Source organism: Anabaena sp. AL93 (genome assembly GCF_001672085.1).
In the GTDB taxonomy this organism is placed as follows: Bacteria; Cyanobacteriota; Cyanobacteriia; order Cyanobacteriales; family Nostocaceae; genus Dolichospermum; species Dolichospermum heterosporum.
In genome coordinates this window covers 1-18,556 of sequence record NZ_LJOU01000105.1, presented here as the reverse complement: position 1 = coordinate 18,556, position 18,556 = coordinate 1, and the positions used below count along the sequence as shown (strand labels likewise).

At 38.8% G+C, this 18,556-nt stretch carries 19 protein-coding genes; 8 read left to right on the top strand and 11 right to left on the bottom strand.

Annotated features, from left to right (window positions below; translation table 11 throughout):
- Nucleotides 1–635 precede the first annotated feature (635 nt).
- The 5 genes from AN486_RS22360 to AN486_RS22340 form a co-directional block, all read right to left on the bottom strand.
- Nucleotides 636–2,870 carry a glycoside hydrolase gene (locus AN486_RS22360; protein ID WP_290602633.1) on the bottom strand — a complete coding sequence of 745 codons (2,235 nt, stop codon included), beginning with the start codon at nucleotides 2,868–2,870 and terminating at the stop codon, nucleotides 636–638.
- 128 nt (nucleotides 2,871–2,998) lie between these two features.
- A complete protein-coding gene (locus AN486_RS22355) occupies nucleotides 2,999–3,232 on the bottom strand; it encodes a NifU family protein (protein WP_053537978.1) in 234 nt (77 codons plus the stop codon).
- A 138-nt stretch (nucleotides 3,233–3,370) separates the two neighbouring features.
- Nucleotides 3,371–4,009 (bottom strand): DUF3386 domain-containing protein, encoded by a 639-nt coding sequence (locus tag AN486_RS22350; RefSeq protein ID WP_290602631.1) that lies wholly within the window; start codon nucleotides 4,007–4,009, stop codon nucleotides 3,371–3,373.
- Between the two features lie 365 nt (nucleotides 4,010–4,374).
- The gene (locus AN486_RS22345) at nucleotides 4,375–6,357 is read right to left on the bottom strand and encodes a WG repeat-containing protein (protein ID WP_290602629.1); all 1,983 of its coding nucleotides are present in this window, start codon (nucleotides 6,355–6,357) and stop codon (nucleotides 4,375–4,377) included.
- 118 nt (nucleotides 6,358–6,475) lie between these two features.
- Nucleotides 6,476–7,237, bottom strand: a complete 762-nt coding sequence (locus AN486_RS22340) for an S-layer homology domain-containing protein (protein WP_081424128.1) — start codon at nucleotides 7,235–7,237, stop codon at nucleotides 6,476–6,478.
- Between the two features lie 143 nt (nucleotides 7,238–7,380).
- Here AN486_RS22340 and clpB point away from each other — a divergent pair, with 143 nt between their 5' ends.
- Together clpB and AN486_RS22330 are read left to right on the top strand one after the other, a co-directional pair.
- Nucleotides 7,381–9,999 carry an ATP-dependent chaperone ClpB gene (clpB, locus tag AN486_RS22335; protein WP_290602628.1) on the top strand — a complete coding sequence of 873 codons (2,619 nt, stop codon included), beginning with the start codon at nucleotides 7,381–7,383 and terminating at the stop codon, nucleotides 9,997–9,999.
- Nucleotides 10,000–10,357: 358 nt separating this feature from the next.
- Nucleotides 10,358–10,930 (top strand): Uma2 family endonuclease, encoded by a 573-nt coding sequence (locus AN486_RS22330; protein WP_053537974.1) that lies wholly within the window; start codon nucleotides 10,358–10,360, stop codon nucleotides 10,928–10,930.
- A gap of 134 nt (nucleotides 10,931–11,064) precedes the next feature.
- Here AN486_RS22330 and AN486_RS26730 read toward each other — a convergent pair whose 3' ends face one another.
- Nucleotides 11,065–11,163: a DUF4114 domain-containing protein gene (locus tag AN486_RS26730; protein ID WP_168636410.1), complete on the bottom strand. Its 99-nt coding sequence runs from the start codon at nucleotides 11,161–11,163 to the stop codon at nucleotides 11,065–11,067.
- Nucleotides 11,164–11,294: 131 nt separating this feature from the next.
- On the bottom strand, nucleotides 11,295–13,010 hold the full coding sequence (locus tag AN486_RS22325) for a hypothetical protein (protein ID WP_053537973.1): 1,716 nt from the start codon (nucleotides 13,008–13,010) through the stop codon (nucleotides 11,295–11,297).
- A 513-nt stretch (nucleotides 13,011–13,523) separates the two neighbouring features.
- Between AN486_RS22325 and AN486_RS22320 the strand changes: the two genes are divergently transcribed.
- Nucleotides 13,524–13,814, top strand: coding sequence for a type II toxin-antitoxin system Phd/YefM family antitoxin (locus AN486_RS22320; RefSeq protein WP_233455512.1), 291 nt, complete (start codon nucleotides 13,524–13,526; stop codon nucleotides 13,812–13,814).
- Nucleotides 13,798–14,151 (top strand): type II toxin-antitoxin system RelE/ParE family toxin, encoded by a 354-nt coding sequence (locus AN486_RS22315; protein WP_053537971.1) that lies wholly within the window; start codon nucleotides 13,798–13,800, stop codon nucleotides 14,149–14,151. The genes AN486_RS22320 and AN486_RS22315 overlap by 17 nt, the downstream gene beginning before the upstream one ends.
- A gap of 331 nt (nucleotides 14,152–14,482) precedes the next feature.
- Here AN486_RS22315 and AN486_RS22310 read toward each other — a convergent pair whose 3' ends face one another.
- The gene (locus AN486_RS22310) at nucleotides 14,483–14,620 is read right to left on the bottom strand and encodes a hypothetical protein (RefSeq protein ID WP_168636213.1); all 138 of its coding nucleotides are present in this window, start codon (nucleotides 14,618–14,620) and stop codon (nucleotides 14,483–14,485) included.
- Between the two features lie 61 nt (nucleotides 14,621–14,681).
- Here AN486_RS22310 and AN486_RS22305 point away from each other — a divergent pair, with 61 nt between their 5' ends.
- On the top strand, nucleotides 14,682–14,774 hold the full coding sequence (locus tag AN486_RS22305; protein ID WP_233455513.1) for a helix-turn-helix domain-containing protein: 93 nt from the start codon (nucleotides 14,682–14,684) through the stop codon (nucleotides 14,772–14,774).
- 13 nt (nucleotides 14,775–14,787) lie between these two features.
- Here AN486_RS22305 and AN486_RS22300 read toward each other — a convergent pair whose 3' ends face one another.
- Entirely contained in the window at nucleotides 14,788–15,363 is a 576-nt protein-coding gene (locus tag AN486_RS22300; protein ID WP_053537970.1) for a DUF924 family protein, read from the bottom strand.
- Nucleotides 15,364–15,368: 5 nt separating this feature from the next.
- Nucleotides 15,369–15,935: an SRPBCC family protein gene (locus AN486_RS22295; protein WP_035082469.1), complete on the bottom strand. Its 567-nt coding sequence runs from the start codon at nucleotides 15,933–15,935 to the stop codon at nucleotides 15,369–15,371.
- Between the two features lie 638 nt (nucleotides 15,936–16,573).
- Here AN486_RS22295 and AN486_RS22290 point away from each other — a divergent pair.
- From AN486_RS22290 to AN486_RS22280, 3 genes are all read left to right on the top strand, one after another.
- Nucleotides 16,574–16,768 (top strand): hypothetical protein, encoded by a 195-nt coding sequence (locus AN486_RS22290; protein WP_071992800.1) that lies wholly within the window; start codon nucleotides 16,574–16,576, stop codon nucleotides 16,766–16,768.
- 62 nt (nucleotides 16,769–16,830) lie between these two features.
- A complete protein-coding gene (gene rd, locus AN486_RS22285) occupies nucleotides 16,831–16,995 on the top strand; it encodes a rubredoxin (RefSeq protein WP_081424126.1) in 165 nt (54 codons plus the stop codon).
- An 84-nt stretch (nucleotides 16,996–17,079) separates the two neighbouring features.
- The gene (locus AN486_RS22280) at nucleotides 17,080–18,318 is read left to right on the top strand and encodes an NAD(P)/FAD-dependent oxidoreductase (protein WP_290602632.1); all 1,239 of its coding nucleotides are present in this window, start codon (nucleotides 17,080–17,082) and stop codon (nucleotides 18,316–18,318) included.
- Here the strand turns inward: AN486_RS22280 and AN486_RS22275 are convergent.
- Nucleotides 18,304–18,556 (bottom strand): hypothetical protein (locus tag AN486_RS22275; protein WP_290602626.1); only part of this gene is annotated, 253 nt, incomplete at its 5' end. The two genes, AN486_RS22280 and AN486_RS22275, sit on opposite strands and share 15 nt — an antisense overlap.

Below are 18,556 nucleotides of genomic sequence, written 5' to 3'. Positions count from 1 at the left end.
ATTATACAATTTGACTCATTGATTTTATTAATGAGTTTAAGTTTTAATGCTGTTTTTAAGTTTATTTCTAGAAGGATATAAGTTATGATTAAGTCTTGATAGACTAACAATAAAATTATATTATATTTTCTGCCAGAAACCACCCTCATTCTTTATTGCTTCTTATTGAGAATGTATCTGAATCAATTTTCCTATCTAAAATTTGTTTTTTTATAGATAAATGTATTCTTTTACTCATTTTTCATCAATTTACCTCCGTAATCACCGTTTGTGACAGTCAAGGGTGCGGAATGTGGGTTCTAGAATTCATTCCCAGTCAGAGACTAGGAATGAGACGACTTGAGGTTTTTCGTAATTTTGTAAAAGTCCATGTCTGAACCGTGTTGAGTATATTACAAAAAACAGATAAGAAAGTCTAAAGTTTCAGAGTTTAGAGCTTCAGTCAAAAAAAGATGCTTTGCGTGAAACAAAAATCAGAAATCCCGATAAAAATCGGGAGAATTATGTAGGTGAACACAATAAAACCAAACTGTGTAAAGAAACGTAAAATCGTCTAAACCCTCTTCACTCTTGCCTCTTGCCTCTTGCCTTTTGCCTTGCCATAACGACAATTTTCAACACCCACCTACTTATCACTAAGGAACATCAATAGGAATCAGACCATTTTCTGGAACATAACCAGAAAAACAACCATCATCAGAAGACACCAAAATCAACCGCAGAGGATAATCTGGAGGGACTCGCAAATCAGCCCAAGGTACTGCTATTTCTAAACAAGAATCTAACGCAACTTGGGCGCGAGAGGCACGGGGATACCATAAATGATTATCTCCTGCGGCTCGAAACTGCACCGATTGACTGAGTAAATTAACTTCCAAATGATGGTGAAATAGATAATTCAAAGGTGCGCTGTCTGGTACTTCCGCTAGAGGTATGGAACTATTCACCATTGTTCTATCTGGATAATACCAGAATAGGTGCAAATCTGGAGGTATATCTTTGCCAGGAACAGCACCTGTTTTAAAATCTACTCGCACATAAAAGTTTAAATGGTCTACCCCATACCATAAACGTTGGATAGTGCTGCTGTTGTGCATTGTTCCTCTAGCACCACCAACTTCGATGCGCCCAGCTTTGTCCCAATCTTGTTCATCACCTTTACCATCTATGATAGGATGAATAAAGCCTTGTGGTTTATGGTCAGAACGGGCTTGATGGATTTCTAGGGGGGTGTGCAGATATGGAGGTATGGGTTCATTTAAGGCTTTGTAAATGCCATAGAGATGTTCCCGAAATAATTGGTCAAAAATGGCATCTTGATTGGAAGAATGTCCCTCTCCAAACCACCAAAACCAGTCTGAACCTTCAGCCGCATATAGGGCTTCCCAGGCGGCTGGGTTGTTTTGTTCTGTGGCTTCGGGATGATTTGCTAAGACTTGTCTAGCTGCGGTGAGATAGTCCCAGGCGCGGTTTTTGACGGGATCTCCTATCCATGTGGTAAAATTGCCGTCTACCCAAGAACCACTATGGAGTTGTGCAGCGGGAATAGTGGCGGTAGGTGGGTGTTTTTCAATGAATTCGGAAACGGTGACAAGTTTGATATGGGGTTCATTGCTCAAACTTTCATACAATGTTTCTAAGAAGTCTTTCCCGTCGTGGGGATAAAATTCCCAACAATTTTCCCCGTCTAGGGCAATTGTCACTAACCAAGGTTGATCATCGTTACTTTCTTTTTGTTGTTTAGCGATCGCTTGCAAATGTCCAACTAAATCCGCTGCTGCTTTCTTTGCCGGCATTGCACTGTATGTAAAGCCAATTAAATCTGATAATCTGTGATCACGGAAAACAATCGCCACTTCACCTGCTGGAGTTTGCAGACGATAGGGACGATAGAGCAATTCTGGTTCTTGGACATTTCCCGCAGCGTCTCGATGAAAAAAGTGTTTTAATGACCAACCTAAAACCGCTTCATCTGAGCAAATCCATTTAAACCCTTGTTTAATAATATACGGTAAAATTTCTGGACTAACGGACTGTTCAGAAGGCCATAAACCTCTAGGATCTTGCCCAAACCTATCTATATATAAATCCCAGGATTTTTGTAAATGCCGGGGGATATCTTCTACCCACTGAAACCGCTGCTTGGGTAATGTCATCTGCGGCACAGCCACCCGTCCTGAATTAGTATCAGCTAATAAGGGTAAAATCGGGTGAGTATAGGGAGTAGTGGTAACTTCCAGTTGTCCACTTGACTGCATTTTCCGATGTTGGGGAATAATCTGACTGAGGATTTGCCGCTGTTTGGAATAAATGCGCTGGCGATCGCCTAAACTAAAATTACGACCTTGTGCTAACCAAGCCGCAATTTCTGGATCATGCCAAAATAAAGGATCAATCCAAGCTAAATTATGCCAAGCTAGTAAATCACCATAATCTGACAACTGCCAATTTGCTAAACACCAACTTTGTCCCTGTTCCTGCCTTTGGTAATATAACTCGGCATAACGAGGATGAGGATCAATCAAAGTATGATGGTTAGCATCAAAGAAATGTTGAACAATGAACTCTTTTTGTTCACGAGTCAACTTTTCTACAGGAGTTAAACTAGCAGTTAAATAAGGGTCAAAAGCCGTACCTGCAACATAATCTTCTATTTGCAATATTAACGAGGGAACTAAATTCACCGTTTGGTGCAGTTTAGGATACTTCTCTAACAATAATACTAAATCCAAATAATCCTTAGTCCCATGTAAACGTACCCAAGGCAAGCGGTACTGCTGGCTAGTCACTAGAGAACTACCATTTTCAGGAGACTTGTACAACGGTTGATGTTGATGCCAGATAAACGCAACGTGCAAAGGATGAGACATATAATATATAAAAGAGTAGGTGATGGAAAATAGGGAACGGGGAACAGGTGACAAGTATATCTTACCAATTACCTCTTCCCCCATTCCCCATTACCAGCGATTTAGATAACTTTTTTTACTTCAGAAACTTATCCTACAACTTGTTCTACTTCAGAGATTTCAGGAATCATTTCCTTAAGACGGCGTTCAATACCCATTTTCAGAGTCATAGTGGAACTGGGACAAGAACCACAAGCACCCTGTAACTCGACTTTAACAATCGGTCCATCCAATTCTACGAGTTTTACGTTACCACCATCAGACATGAGATAAGGGCGCATCTCGTCTAATACAGTTTCTACATTTTCTATCGTTAGTTCCATAGGTTTAGACCTGTTTAGTAAATAAATTGGTAATTATCCGAGTTGCTAATTATCTAGTGTAGGCTGGAAATGGATAATTGGTCATTAGTCAGTGGTCAGTGGTCAGTGGGAAGAAAAATATTCTCCCCTGCCTCCTCCCTATTCCAGTAGCTGAATATTGGAATAAACAAACTCGGTAATTGATTGAGGAGTTGCAGTTTTCCCATCTTCATATTCTGCCACTACCTGCTTCGTTAAAATGTAGTAATTACCAAATTTTTGATATGTGTCCGTAAACTTGAGGATGCTATTAACATCACCTGTTTGCGAATTGCGAAAAACCACATCATAAGCAGAAGGGATATAACCGGAGTCTGTATCTAGGAATTGCTCAGAATTAATCTCCAAAGACATCCGACCCATAACCCGAATTTCTTGACAGATTTTTTGGTTACGGATTTGATATTGAGAATCAGTATTTTCGCCTTTGACAAAAACCGTTTCTGCTGGGTTACCCAAACTAAACTCATTTTCACTAGAAGAAGTTTGAAAATTGCTTCCTTGACAGCGAGTAATTATTTCCTGTAAATGAATATCAATTCCTGCTTCTATTTGTTTATCTGCAACTCCCGTAATTTCCACATTCAAATTACGGTCAATCTGAATTTTACCTGTATAAACTTCTCCTTCCTGTAGCAGTTGCACATCGGCAGCATAACCAGGAAAGTTTTCATCCCAAGTGTAACGACCTTCATAAGCAGTTTGAAATAAAATTTCTGCTGTTGACTGAATTGCCATATCACCACTTTGACTGTGCTTTCTTAACAGTTTAATTCAAAGTTGATAATTCCTATACAAAATATATTTGGCGAATTTAAACTTTGCGCCTTTGCGCGTTTGCGTGAGACATATTCTTGAAGAAGAATTCATGAGTCAGAAATAAAGTTTAAATCACAATTTTCGACTTAGCACACAAAAACTCTCAGATTATATCACCAATATAGCAGAAACTGTAACTATGTCAATAATCAATTGCTAGAAAGTTGAAACTTCGTGAAATTATTGACAACATTCTCAATAACTCTGAGAATTACCCCCCGCTTATTGAGAATGGACTAATTTGCCGAAAATCCTATTTAAAAAACTTATCTATCGAGAATCCTTTAAGGTTTGCGAATATATCCCCATTTACCAGCGATAAAAGATGATTTTCCTGATTCTTGATTTGGTTTAAATTCTCCACCAACATTAACTAATGCCAGACCTTCAGAAAAAGGTTTAGCAAAATCAAAAGTCGCTGGAATGATCAACTCACCATAGCGATTGATATATCCCCATTTTCCTGCCATTTTTACAGGGGCTAATTCTTCGGAGAAAATATCAGCTTCATCAAATTGGGGATTGATAATAAATTGACCAATTCTATCTATATAACCCCATTTATTCCCAACTTTAACTAATCCTAAACCTGCGTAAAAACTTTTAGCATCATCAAATTCAGGGAGAATAATCATGCCACCTGCTTTATTAATAAATCCCCATTGATTTGCTACTTTTACAGCGGCAATATCCTCATGAAATGATTTAACCTCATCAAATTGAGGAGAAATAAAAATTTCACCAAAGGCATTAATAAATCCCCATTTACTAGCTATTTTTACAGCAGCGACACCTTCAGAAAAAGATACAGCATCATCAAATTGCAGCGGGATAATCTCCTTACCTGTTTTATTAATATAGCCATATTTATTCTTGATGCTGACTACAGCCATTTCTTCTATAAAGGGTGCAGCAGTATCATACTGAAGACGGGTAATAAATTTACCAATTTGCTCAATGTAAGCAGATTTATAACCTATTTTGATGACTGATATTCCCTCGGACAATGGCTCAACCCAATCGAATTTTACTTTCAGTCGAATTTGCTGTGATGTGGGATTTATATAATAATAATCATCGTTATTGCTACGCCGATGGGTAAAACTATACTTTTTGATTTCTTTCGCGTCAAATATTCCTGGTGGTTGCGAATAAATCCCAGATTTGAGAACTTTGGCTAAAGCATCATTATCTTCTCGCAACCCTTCATAAAACCAACAAGCTTCTCCTTGAATACCAACAACTTTGCGGTTGTAATTTAGGACATTAACTAAATGTTCTGGAGTAATTCGATATGTACCAGTTTTAATTTTAATGCCCGGAATCAATTGCAGTAATTGTTGTTGGGTAAATTGATCTTTTTTGATTCTATCTATCTCACTTTGATAATTTTCAAATGTATCTCTATATATTTGGGGATGAATTAAATCAACTAATCCCAAATCAATCCAAGTTTGAGAATCTTGCAGGTAGTTAACATAACCCCAAGGATACACGCTGGGAGATATGGAAATAATTAATTCAGGATTAACGTTAATGATTTCTCGATAAACACGGCTGAGAAAAACGGAAAGAATATCAGCCCTCCACCGTACCCATTGTTTCCATTTTCTAGTCCATTCTGGATCTTGTAATTTTGGATCTTGGGGATTTTGTTTTTCTGGGGGTTTTGGTGGTTGTTCTTTAAACTCTTGTTCATAAAGTGCAATTGTTTCTAGATTGTAACCACCTTCTATTGGAAAAGCCGGAAAATGATCATCTCCTTGAATGCCAGCAATATCATATTTATATTTTGTGGCAACTTCTAGGAATAAACTTAATAAAAAGTCTTGCACTTCGCTATCAAAAGCATTTAGCCAATAAAAATTATTGATAACTAGGTCTTTACCAGTAGAATCTATAGCTGTCCATTCGGGTTTTTTCTCGATTATTGATCCCTTTTTGATTTGATAAGAACTCATAAAGCCATATTCAAACCAGGGGATAACTGCAATATTCCATTTTTTAGCTTCTGTTATGATTTCGCTTAAAGGATCTCTATGTTTACCAGTATTTTTGTCTATAAAACGCGGGTTTATTTCTCTATCTTTACCAAATGTCGCTTTCATGAATTCACTGGGATAGTTGGTAAATCCCTGATTCCAAACAACAGGAAAGACAACGTTAAATCCAGTTTCGGCGAGAAATTTCATTGCCTCAGCCATGTTTTCTTGCTTATCAAATACTTTACTATCTGTGGTTGTTATCCAAACGCCGCGAATTTCCATGATTCGATTTTAGATTTTAGATTGTAATAGATTTTTGTAAGGGCAAGAAATCAGAATTATTTCCTTATTCTTCCTTCTTTCTTCTTTCTTCTTTCTTCTGACTCCTGACTCCTGACTCCTATTTTATATTTTCTCTAACTAACGCCCATCCTTGGGAAAAAGAACTGGCTTCATCAAATTTGGGAGGAATTACAAATTTTCCGGTTTTGTCAATATAGCCCCATTTATTATCTTTTTGAACTCGTGCTAATCCTTCAGAAAAATCATCAGCTTGATCAAATTGTGGGGAAATGACAAATAATTCTCTGCCAGGAATATATTGAGCAGGTACAGTGGGAATTTCTAGAATTCGACAAATAAAAGGAGCTATTTCACCTCTAGTCAGGTTTTTATTGGGCTGCAAAAGTTTGATGTCTGGGTAATTAACAACTATGCCTTTTTCGGTGGCGGCTGCGATCGCTCCCATTGCATAAACGGGAATTTGGGCAAAGTCGGTATAATTCTTTTTTAAAGTAATAATAGGTTCAATTGTCACCCCATATTTTAACCCGGAAACTAAAGCTGTTAAAGCTTGGACACGGGAAATAATTTGATTAGGTTGAAAAGTCAAATTGGCATATCCAGAGAGGTAATTTGTTTGATATGCTTGAGCGATCGCCTTAGCTGCCCAATGATGAGTGGGAACATCTTTAAAAGTTACCGCTGGACGAGATAATGGTTGTTTGAATGATAATGGTGTATAAATAATCGCCGCAAATTCTGCGCGAGTCACAGGAGCATCAGGGCGAAAAGTCCCGTCTGGATATCCTTTTAAGATATTTTGCCAAGCAGCAGCCAGAACAGATGCTTTTGTCCAATGGGTTTCAATATCGGAAAACATAGACTAGTTGAAGATAAATATGCTTAGTTAGCCAGTATTGGGCAATAATACTACATTTTAAAGACGTGAAGACCGATCTAGCTATTCCGCCAAATATTTTTACAATGATCTTATTAAACGGTAGTTTGTTATTCTAAAAGCTTATGCAGCCGACTAACCCCAATCAATTTACAGAGAAAGCCTGGGAAGCGATCGCTCATACCCCCGATGTCGCTAAACAATATCAGCAACAGCAGCTAGAAAGTGAACACCTGATGAAAGGGTTGCTGGAACAGGAAGGACTGGCCAGCGCGATTTTCACCAAAGCTGGGACAAGTTTGCAAAAAGTTCGAGATCGCACAGAGCAATTTATCCAACGTCAACCCAAGGTATCCGGCGCTAGTGCTTCTGTTTATTTAGGACGCAGCTTAGATACATTATTAGATCGGGCAGAAAAATATCGTCAAGAATTTAAAGACGAATTTATTTCTATTGAACATTTACTGTTAGGTTACGCCAAAGATGATCGGTTTGGCAAAAGTTTACTGCAAGAATTCGGTTTAGATGAAAACAAACTCAAAAATATTATTAAAGAAATTCGGGGGAAACAAAAAGTGACTGACCAAAATCCAGAAGGTAAATATCAATCACTGGAGAAGTACGGACGTGATCTCACAGAAGCCGCCCGCAAAGGTCAACTAGACCCCGTAATCGGTCGTGATGATGAAATTAGACGCACAGTACAAATTCTCTCCCGCAGAACCAAAAATAACCCGGTTTTAATTGGTGAACCTGGTGTAGGGAAAACTGCGATCGCCGAAGGTTTGGCACAGCGCATTGTAGCGGGTGATGTTCCCCAATCTCTCAAAGATCGTAAACTCATCAGTTTAGATATGGGGGCTTTAATTGCGGGAGCAAAATTCCGAGGTGAATTTGAAGAACGTCTCAAAGCCGTATTAAAAGAAGTCACCGAATCCGGTGGGAATATTGTGTTGTTTATTGATGAAATTCATACCGTTGTCGGTGCAGGTGCAAGTCAAGGGGCGATGGATGCCGGAAACTTATTAAAACCCATGTTAGCACGGGGTGAATTACGCTGCATTGGGGCGACAACTTTGGATGAATACCGCAAATATTTGGAAAAAGATGCCGCTTTAGAAAGACGTTTTCAACAAGTTTATGTAGATCAGCCCAACGTTCAAGATACAATTTCCATTTTACGCGGTTTGAAAGAACGTTATGAAGTCCATCATGGGGTGAGAATTTCTGATAGTTCTCTCGTCGCTGCGGCCACTCTCTCTAATCGTTATATTAGCGATCGCTTTCTGCCCGATAAAGCCATTGATTTAGTAGATGAAGCCGCTGCTAGACTCAAGATGGAGATTACATCCAAACCCGAAGAACTGGACGAAATAGATCGGAAAATCCTGCAATTAGAAATGGAAAAACTCTCTTTACAAAAAGAAAGTGATCCTGCTTCCCGTGAACGTTTAGAAAGATTAGAAAAAGAACTCGCTGACCTCAAAGAAGATCAAAGAACCCTTAGCACACAATGGCAATCTGAAAAAGGGATTATCACCAAAATTCAATCAATTAAAGAAGAAATTGACCGAGTTAATTTAGAAATTCAACAAACCGAAAGAGACTACGATCTTAACCGGGCTGCGGAATTAAAATATGGCAAATTAACAGACTTACATCGGCAATTACAAGCCGTAGAAACTGAACTTTCCCAAACTCAAAAAACCGGAAAATCACTATTACGCGAAGAAGTTACAGAAGCCGATATTGCCGAAATTATTTCTAAATGGACAGGCATTCCCCTGAATAAATTAGTCGAATCAGAAAAGGAAAAACTCCTGCATTTAGAAGATGAATTACATCACCGGGTTATCGGTCAACATGAAGCCGTTACCGCTGTCGCAGATGCCATTCAACGTTCTCGCGCTGGACTTTCTGACCCAAACCGTCCCATAGCCAGTTTTGTCTTCCTTGGTCCAACTGGTGTCGGTAAAACCGAACTAGCGAAAGCCTTAGCTGCTTATATGTTTGACACTGAGGAGGCTTTGGTGCGAATTGATATGTCCGAATATATGGATAAGCACAACGTTTCCCGACTAATCGGTGCGCCTCCCGGATATGTGGGTTATGAAGAAGGAGGACAATTAACCGAAGCCATTCGTCGTCGTCCCTACGCGGTAATTTTATTCGACGAAATCGAAAAAGCCCACCCCGACGTATTTAATATTTTCCTGCAAATTCTCGATGATGGTCGGGTGACAGATGCCCAAGGTCGCACAGTAGACTTTAAAAATAGTATTATCATCATGACCAGTAACATTGGTTCTCAATATATCCTAGATATATCTGGAGATGATAGCCGTTACGATGAAATGCGTAATCGCGTCATGGAAGCAATGCGAAGTAGTTTCCGTCCAGAGTTCTTAAACCGTCTAGATGAATTAATTATTTTCCACAGTTTACAAAAATCCGAATTGCGGAATATTGTTCAATTACAAGTAGATAGACTCAGACAAAGATTAACTGATCGGAAAATGGCTTTGAAATTATCCAGTGCTGCTCTTGACTTTTTGGCAGAGGTAGGATATGATCCCGTTTTTGGGGCAAGACCATTAAAAAGAGCAATTCAGCGGGAACTAGAAACCCAAATAGCCAAAGCCATTTTACGCGGTGATTTCAGCGACGGTGACACCATTTTTGTAGATGTGCAAAATGAGCGTCTTTCCTTTAATCGCTTACCCGCAGAAGTGTTTACGGGTTAGATTTGAGAGTCCCTTCAAGCCAGGGAATAAATTCCCTGTCTAAAAGCTAAAGTCGGTTAAAACCGACTACTTTGGCATAAAATAAATAGGATGATTTTTGATTTTGAGTTAGAGGTTGTTTGAAAAGTATTATATCAAACCCGTAATCTCCAAAAACCTAACCCCCCTACCCCCCTTCACTGCAAGGGAATGGGAGTTTTAAAGCCTCTCCCCTTGCAGGGGAGAGGTTTGGAGAGGGGTCAGTCTATACATTCAAAACTTTTCAAACATCCTCTTAACCAGAGTGGATTTTAATGTACTTTAGCTAAATTGGTAAAGACTTGACAATAATTTGAGAATTATTAAAAAAGGAAAAATTATGCAATCTCCTCTTTACTTTTTCACTGTCGAAGAATATCTAGAATTAGAACAATCTAGCGATATTCGTCATGAATATTTTGCTGGTGAAGTCTTTGCTATGGCTGGAGGTAGTAAAGAACATAATATAATTACTCTCAATATTGCTAGTAGACTACGTTCCGGGTTACGGGGTAGTTCCTGTAATGTTTTCATGTCTGACATGAAAGTGAAAATAAATTTAGCCAATGATAATAAAACTATATTTTACTATCCTGATGCGATTGTTAGTTGCGACACTGAAGATCAAGACCGTTATTTTTTAAATTATCCTTGTTTAATTATCGAAGTGCTATCACCAAGTACAGAAACTATAGATAGACGGGAAAAACTGGTAAATTATCGCAGTTTAGCAAGTTTGAAAGAATATGTTTTAATTTCTCAAAATGAAATCAAGGTAGAAGTTTATCGTCAAGATGAAAAAGGAAATTGGACTATACAAATTTTGATTAATCGTGATGATAAATTACATTTAGATTCCGTTGGTTTGATTCTAGAAATGGCAGAAATATATGAAGATATTATCAATATTTAATTGTTTAATTTAGTTAGAGAAAAAAATAGCAGATAGATTAAATAGACCACAATTCAGACAGAAACTTCTAATGAAGAAAATATCCCAACCTGTAGTACAAGCGTAGGGGTTTAGCACTGCTAAACCCCTACCCGCTAAACGACAGTCAAATTTACTTTGACAATAATATCATTGTAATCGTTATCTCCCCCACCTACTAAATCTTCAAAACCAAAGACGTTATTTCCTAACAAACGAATGTGATCTAAGTAGGTTGGCGTTGAAAATTGTCGTTATGGCAAGGCAAAAGGCAAGAGGCAATAGGCAAGAGTGAAGAGGGTTTGGGCGATTTTACGTTTCTTTACACAGTTTGGTTTTATTGTGTTCACCTACTTACCTTATCACTATTAGCTCCTAAATAAGCAAAGTAAGCTTGGTTAACTTGTCCATTCAGAACTTGATCTACAGTGCGACCATCAGTAAGAATAAACGGCGCAAAAATACTTCCTCCTGTCAATGTTTTATCTGTGAAAGAGGCAGTTCCTTGGTTATCAACTCCGAGATCAATTCCCGCAACACGATTTTTGATAGCCGCTTGAGCATAACCTGAGTCACCAGGACGGAAATCAACTGTACCATCACCATCAATATCAATACCACCATTTTCATCTGCTACTTTATAAAAGCCGACGAAGTTATTAAAAGCTGCTTCTCTATTAACAGTAAAATCAGCTTTTACATTGTTGGTTATCCCCCTTAAATCAAGGACTTCTCCTTGTTGTTTGCCTTGGAGATTTGTACCCAAGGGTAATGGGTCATTTGTGGATTTAATGTTGACTACCAAATCTTTGAAGTCAGTATCTGGATCTCCATCAACAACTAAAGGACTGCCACTGCTACCAGGGAAACCAAGATAAGCTAGTCGCTGTTGTTGAGTATAAACATTCAGTTTCCCTTTTTCCACCTTGACAGTGTTACTGCCGGTAGTAGAGAATCCATCAGTGACACTTACTTTGACGGTTAGAGACTTTTGATCCTGATCTTCAACATCAAAAGTTACTTGACCTAAACCAAGGTCGCCAGTCCGATCTTTCCCATAGGTTTGGATAGCTCCAGTTACTTTAGGAACATAGTATAAAACCTTATATGTAGTCCCTGTAGTTGCATTTTCTCCTTTCTCATCAATCAATTTTCCCTTTGAAGCATCTGGCAATGATTTCAAGGCAAGGTTTCCCTTCTGTTTGCCGAGATCAATCTTAATAACATCCCCTACCTTCCCATCCACATTAATCTCCGCAGCGTCAGTAGAAACAGAAAATTGCCAAGCTGTCCCAGACTGTGGTGCTGTTACTTTAATAGTAAGTTGATCGTTACCTGAAACTTGTTTAAATGACTTACTGCCACTCTTTCCATTGGAGACAAGTCCTCCCGTAGAGAAAATAGGAGTTGCCCCGTACCTTATTTCAAACTGATCGGGAATCGAAAAATGCTCGTATGAATAATTGACAGTGATGCTTTTTTCTGTTTGTCCTTGTGGTAAAGGATCGAGTTGAAATGGTAAAGTTAATCCTCCTACACCACCACTTTTTGAGATAGGCTGTGCTTGCTCAATTTGAATTAATTGTCCATCCAAAAAGATGATTGCAGTATCATCCTCAGCCTTCAATTGCTGTATCTGCTCAGGCTCAAATGTCTTTCCTTGAACAACACCTGAAAAAATTGCTCCCTCTTCTCCAGGAGTATCAAATATATTTATTTTAGCATCTACAGCATGACCAATTTCTTCCAATAATACTGAAGTTATAGATTCAATATCGGCTGCATTTTGGTTGAGATAATCTTGAGATAAATAGATCGTATTAGTGGCTTGAGCATAAGCTCCAATTGCTCCACCAAGTTCAGATCCGGTACGAACTTCAATATTGGGAATTACACTGAAATCTTGATTTTTCCAAGCAATTTGAAAACTATTTGAATCAACTGCAACACCAAAAGCCAACTGCATTTTAGTTTGAAAATCTGAACTATTTGCAAAACTATATAATTGATTTTTTGCTAGTTCTAATGCTGATGTTATAATTGATTGATTGATCTTTGTCATCGTTTAATAACAAACCGTAATTTTCAAACATTGTATGATCTCACTGGTTTTAGATATTTATAGTGAAATTACCCTAAAAATAGGGCTATTTGTCGAATTTTGATACAAAAACACGAAAAATGGTAGCTAGAATAACTAGACTACAATTCAGTGTATTCAATAACACAAGACCCAAGTGATATTAAAAGTTTATCAAAACCATGTCATCTATCTAAAGACATAGATTGAAATTGTTTTAGTAAAATTAAGCACAATCTAGAGAAAGCATCACCCTGAAAAAGGGAGTTGTGGAAATAACCCCCTTTAAGTAGTGAGACAGAATTAATTACACAATGTCATTGGGAATGGAACGAAGTGAAATGAAGTAATTCCAAGGGTTGTGATTGCTTCTCTTCGCTCGCAATGACTGTAAATATTTTTGTCTAATTACTTACCTAATATTCTTTTGTGCTTGAAATTTTTACACCCATAAGTTAACATGAAATATAATGAGAATTTCATGGAGAGGTAACAATGATGCTTGATGCACGGGAAATTTACCCCCTTTCAGACTTTCAGCGCAATGCTAGACAGTTCATTGAACAAATACAGTCGAGTCATAAACCAATCATTCTCACTGTTAATGGTAAAGCATCCGTGATCATGCAGGATGCAGCATCTTATCAAGAATTACTGGATGAGTTAGAACTAGTAAGGTCAGCCGCAAAAATTCGTCAAGGCATAGCTGAAGCTGCTGCTGGAAAGACAAAAGACGCGGTAGAGGCATTAGAAGAATTACGGTTAAAGCATGAAATACCTCGTTAGAATTACTCCAATAGCACTAGACGATGCGGAGGAATTTTATTTGTGGATTTCTCAAGATTCTCCTGTAAATGGGGCTAATTGGTTTAATGGATTACTTGCTGCAATTGATACTCTTGCTTCCATGCCTCACCGTTGTGCGATCGCACCAGAAAAGGAAATAGTAGGACAAGAAATCCGATATCTTCTCTATTCCAAACGCTATCGGATTCTTTTTGGCATTGAAGGTAATGCTGTGATAATTTACCATATTCGGCATACCTCCCAAGAATGGATGACAAGAGAAGAATTTTTGAGACAACCTTATGGAAATATCGAAAATATCGAACCAGAAAAGTGACCATTAGTATCAAATTAAGCTACAAATCGGTTATCAGTGAAAGCAAATAAAAAATTTACTTACAGCAAATTGTCATCAAACCTGGAACAAGAACCCCACCCCCAGCCCCCTCCAGTATCAAAAGCTTATCCTTTTCTTCCCCCCGCTGCGGGGGGATTTAGGGGGGTGCGATGAGGGGGCTAGGATGTACCTTATATGACCGGAAATCGCTGTAAATGAGAGAATTAAAAGTTTTAAACTCACATAGGGTGCGGGGGGGTAGAAACAGCTTGATAATTTCTACCCATAACTATCCATATATTACTGTTTGTCCAAGTCTTCAATAAGTTGATCAACAAAATCCCTCAACCGTTGCTGCTGTGTCAGGGACGGTTTTAATTTTTTCCCTGACTCCAGGTAAAACCTTAAATTGCAAGGGTGATTTATCGTAGGCTACTTGATTTTGTGGTTTAAATTTAATCCGAGGCATTGCCAAATCCTAATATGTCTGATATACTAGATATCATAGCACAACATTGAAGGTCGAATCAATGCTTTTATCATTCAAAACTGCACTAATTCCAAATAACCGACAGATTACAGCTTTTCGCAAGGCTTCTGGAGTCGCTAGACACGGAAAATAACCCAATTCCCAACTTAAAAGGAAGAACCTGGTTCTTCCAAAAATTCCTCTTCCTCTGGGGTAGAAATCCGTCCTAAAATGGCATTACGATGGGGAAAGCGACCAAATCGAGCAATTATTTCCTTGTGTCGAAAAGCTGATTCAATCGCTTTTGCACTGTAGGGATCATGACTAAGTTGTTGAAATAGCTTAATGCACTTGCGTTGATCAATTGGGTCTTCACTGTGTTCAAAGGGTAAATATATGAACCAGCGTTGCACAGCCAATAATTTTCTATCATAGCCTTTGTTTGTGGCGTGTTGCGCTAATGACAGTGCTTCCCAGTCCGTTGCAAAGGCTTGTGGGGTATCACGAAACATATTTCGGGGAAATTGATCTAGTAACAGAATTAAAGCTAGACAGGTTTCTGGTGAATTCATCCAATCATGCAAATATCCGGCTACCGCTTGTTGGTAATCTTCCAGAAAAAGGTCGCGGACTTTAGCATCGAAATCCGGTTGTTTTTCAAACCAAAATGGTTGAATTTTCCCGTAATTTGGGTCATTTAGATGACCAAACCAAAAATCCAAAATAGTTGTTGCCTGTGACATTGCTATTATTGATGATTACAAAGCACCTGTCGCATTTTACATAGATTTGCTGGTAACTCCAAATTCATTGCTTGTTCAATAAAAATTGAGGGGATGGGAATGTTGGGGGTGGCTTGTACCGTATAAGCTAATAAAGTGCCATTACCCATATCTTTGAGTTCTAAACTGGCATGAAAATCTGCAAATGAGCCTCTTTCCATGCGAAACTGGACTTGCTGCCCTAACACCTCCACCACGCTCAAATAAATTTCTACTTGAGCCGTGAAAAATAAAAAGGCTTTTTGTGCGGCTTGATAGAGACGTTTGACATCACCTTTAGATATGACTTCACTTTTGGTGATATCGGGAAAATATTGCACCCAACGGGGGTAATCTGTAATTTGTTGCCAGACATGGGATCTCATCAGGGGTACATACATACAAGCGGTAACAGCACCACCCCAGTTAGTATGGGATCTCGTTTGTACTAATACTTCCCCCTGAATCAGCAGTCTTTGCTGATCTTGATTCCAGAGGCTATCTGGTAATGGTAACATGGCGTAAGCGATATTTTTAAGATTTGAGTTTGACATAATATAATGCAGATATAGTGATTTTGGTAACGTTTTAACTGATTAACCTTGATAATTTAATTGAGTTTAACTCACTCAATTCTAATTACAGTCGAATTCATACAGTTTTCGCACATAATGAGTCTAAAGTTCATATTCACTTATAAGAAAATAGGCTAAAAACCTTTGAGGGCAGGTTTTGGAGCGTGGCGGAAAAACTTAACTGTCCTTTCTTTAGGCAAGGGATGAAAGCCAACTAGAGGCTGTCTTCCTCCAGTGACTTGTGTTATCCTAATTATCACAGGAAAGGTAATCAACCTGTCTAAAAACCTAACTGCCTAACGGTAATCTGTACCTTGACAATTAAATCTATGCGGTTCTACTGCATTGTTCTAGTTCCCTCCTAGCAGTAGGTAAAAGATTTATAGGAGCTAGACGAATCAGAATTTTTGAAACAGAAAAGTTTCATCCTCAACAGGACTTGCAGTCATGCAACTACGGTCGGGCAGACCGAAAGTTAACGCTTGGGGAGAGTCCCACCTCTGAGCTAGATAACACAAGGAGTCTAGTTTAAGTGGTCTCGTTGAACCAAGAATCCCAGTGTCTTTAGACCGGGGAGTGTCAAATCCAACGCAAATTGGAGTTAACAGGAAAACACCGTGAGTCAATCTTCTTTAAATGGCAAATTAATCCAAGGTTTTGGGATTCTCTTGGGGATGAGCGTATCCTTGTTCGTACTGAGAGGATTGGGTATTATCACTTTCCTTCCTGGTGGTGTAATTACTCTACTGTTCTTTGGGGCTATAGCTTTGGCAATCTTCAGTTATTGCTCAAGGAGATGGTGGCGTTTTTAGATTTACCACCAATAATTATTACATCAAAAAAACTGACAAGTCATTGATCATAGGTAAAAAAGATGCAAAAGTATATATGTACGGTTTGTGGCTATATCTATGACCCAGAAATAGGTGATTCAGATAGCAGCATAGAACCAGGAACGGCTTTTGAAAATATTCCCGATGATTGGGGGTGTCCAGTTTGTGGTGCAGCAAAATCAGACTTTGAGTTATATGAAGAGTAATATGGAGATAGGATAGATCCCCGACTTCTTTGAGAAGTCGGGGATCTGAAATCTGAAATCTGAAATATTAAAAAATTTTTGAAGTTGTTACCTTTGCAAATTGTAGTTATTGGTGGTGGGGCTGCGGGATTCTTTGGTGCGATCGCTTGTGCTGAGGCTAATCCCCAAGCCCAGGTTACTTTAATTGAAGCGAGTCGTCAACCTTTGGCGAAAGTGCTGATTTCCGGTGGAGGGCGTTGTAACGTTACTCATGCTTGTTTTGAACCAAAAATTTTAGTCCAGAATTACCCTAGAGGTGGTAAGGCTTTATTAGGTGCTTTTACCCGGTTTCAACCTTTAGATACCATAGCTTGGTTTGCGGCGCATGGGGTGAATGTGAAAACGGAAGCTGACGGAAGGATGTTCCCGATTACAGACCGTTCAGAAACCATTGCTGAATCTTTAATTAAGGCAGTTTTTGATGCCAACATAGAACTTTGTATTGGTACACCTGTTACGGCTGTCACCCGCAAAGATACAGGTTTTGAAATTCTGCTCAAGTCGGGAGAAACTAAAGAGTGCGATAGCTTACTCTTGGCTACAGGTAGCAGTTTAGCTGGTTATAAAATCGCTAGGGAATTAGGTCATGACATCCAACCCCCTGTACCTTCTTTGTTCACCTTTAATATTGCAGATCCTCAACTGCGGGAATTAGCGGGAATTAGCGTTAGTTCTGTAAATCTGCGCTTACCAGGTACAGGGAAAACCCCATTACAACAAACAGGTCCATTATTAATTACCCATTGGGGTGTAAGTGGTCCAGCAGTGCTGAAACTTTCGGCTTGGGGTGCAAGAATTCTTAATGAAAATCGCTATCAACACAAATTACTGATTAATTGGTTGCCAGATTTATCACAAGAAGAAGTGAGACAAAAACTTTTAACCGTCAAAGCTGAATGGGGACAAAAAGCGATCGCTTTACATCGTGGTGTAGACTTACCACATCGGCTTTGGCAATATATTATCAATCGTACCCATATTCCCACAGAAGAACGTTGGGCAACCATATCCAACAAAACCTTAAATCAACTAGTCCAAGAAATCTCCCAAGGAGAATACCTAATCACAGGTAAAGGTGCATTTAAAGAAGAATTTGTCACCTGTGGAGGAGTCAACCTCAAAGAAGTCAACTTCAAAACAATGGAAAGTAAAATAGTCCCCGGCTTGCATTTTGCCGGTGAGATATTAGATATTGATGGTGTTACAGGTGGCTTTAACTTCCAAAGTGCTTGGACAACAGCCTACTTAGCCGGTCAGTCCATGACAAAATCAACAGGAAATTAATTTCTTCCTTTGCGCCTTTGCGCCTTTGCGTAGCGTGATATAGGCATAACAAAAATCTATAAATCGTTTTAGTGAAGTTAGAAAATAAACCATCAAACTCTTCTTAAGTTCCCTCTTGCCTCTTGCCTCTTGCCTCTTGCCTCTTGCCTCTTGCCTCTTGCCTCTTGCCTCTTGCCTCTTGCCTCTTGCCTCTTGCCTCTTGCCTCTTGCCTCTTGCCTCTTGCCTATTCCCTTCTTT

Coding starts and splice junctions, on each gene's coding strand:
- rd (WP_081424126.1), top strand. CDS start 16,831: ATGCAAAAGTATATATGTACGGTTTGTGGCTATATCTATGACCCAGAA.
- AN486_RS22355 (WP_053537978.1), bottom strand. CDS start 3,232: ATGGAACTAACGATAGAAAATGTAGAAACTGTATTAGACGAGATGCGC.
- AN486_RS22340 (WP_081424128.1), bottom strand. CDS start 7,237: ATGTTTTCCGATATTGAAACCCATTGGACAAAAGCATCTGTTCTGGCT.
- AN486_RS22300 (WP_053537970.1), bottom strand. CDS start 15,363: ATGTCACAGGCAACAACTATTTTGGATTTTTGGTTTGGTCATCTAAAT.
- AN486_RS22330 (WP_053537974.1), top strand. CDS start 10,358: ATGCAATCTCCTCTTTACTTTTTCACTGTCGAAGAATATCTAGAATTA.
- AN486_RS22345 (WP_290602629.1), bottom strand. CDS start 6,357: ATGGAAATTCGCGGCGTTTGGATAACAACCACAGATAGTAAAGTATTT.
- AN486_RS22350 (WP_290602631.1), bottom strand. CDS start 4,009: ATGGCAATTCAGTCAACAGCAGAAATTTTATTTCAAACTGCTTATGAA.
- AN486_RS22325 (WP_053537973.1), bottom strand. CDS start 13,010: ATGACAAAGATCAATCAATCAATTATAACATCAGCATTAGAACTAGCA.
- AN486_RS22320 (WP_233455512.1), top strand. CDS start 13,524: ATGATGCTTGATGCACGGGAAATTTACCCCCTTTCAGACTTTCAGCGC.
- AN486_RS22305 (WP_233455513.1), top strand. CDS start 14,682: ATGCTTTTATCATTCAAAACTGCACTAATTCCAAATAACCGACAGATT.
- AN486_RS22360 (WP_290602633.1), bottom strand. CDS start 2,870: ATGTCTCATCCTTTGCACGTTGCGTTTATCTGGCATCAACATCAACCG.
- AN486_RS22310 (WP_168636213.1), bottom strand. CDS start 14,620: ATGCCTCGGATTAAATTTAAACCACAAAATCAAGTAGCCTACGATAAA.
- clpB (WP_290602628.1), top strand. CDS start 7,381: ATGCAGCCGACTAACCCCAATCAATTTACAGAGAAAGCCTGGGAAGCG.
- AN486_RS22295 (WP_035082469.1), bottom strand. CDS start 15,935: ATGTCAAACTCAAATCTTAAAAATATCGCTTACGCCATGTTACCATTA.
- AN486_RS22315 (WP_053537971.1), top strand. CDS start 13,798: ATGAAATACCTCGTTAGAATTACTCCAATAGCACTAGACGATGCGGAG.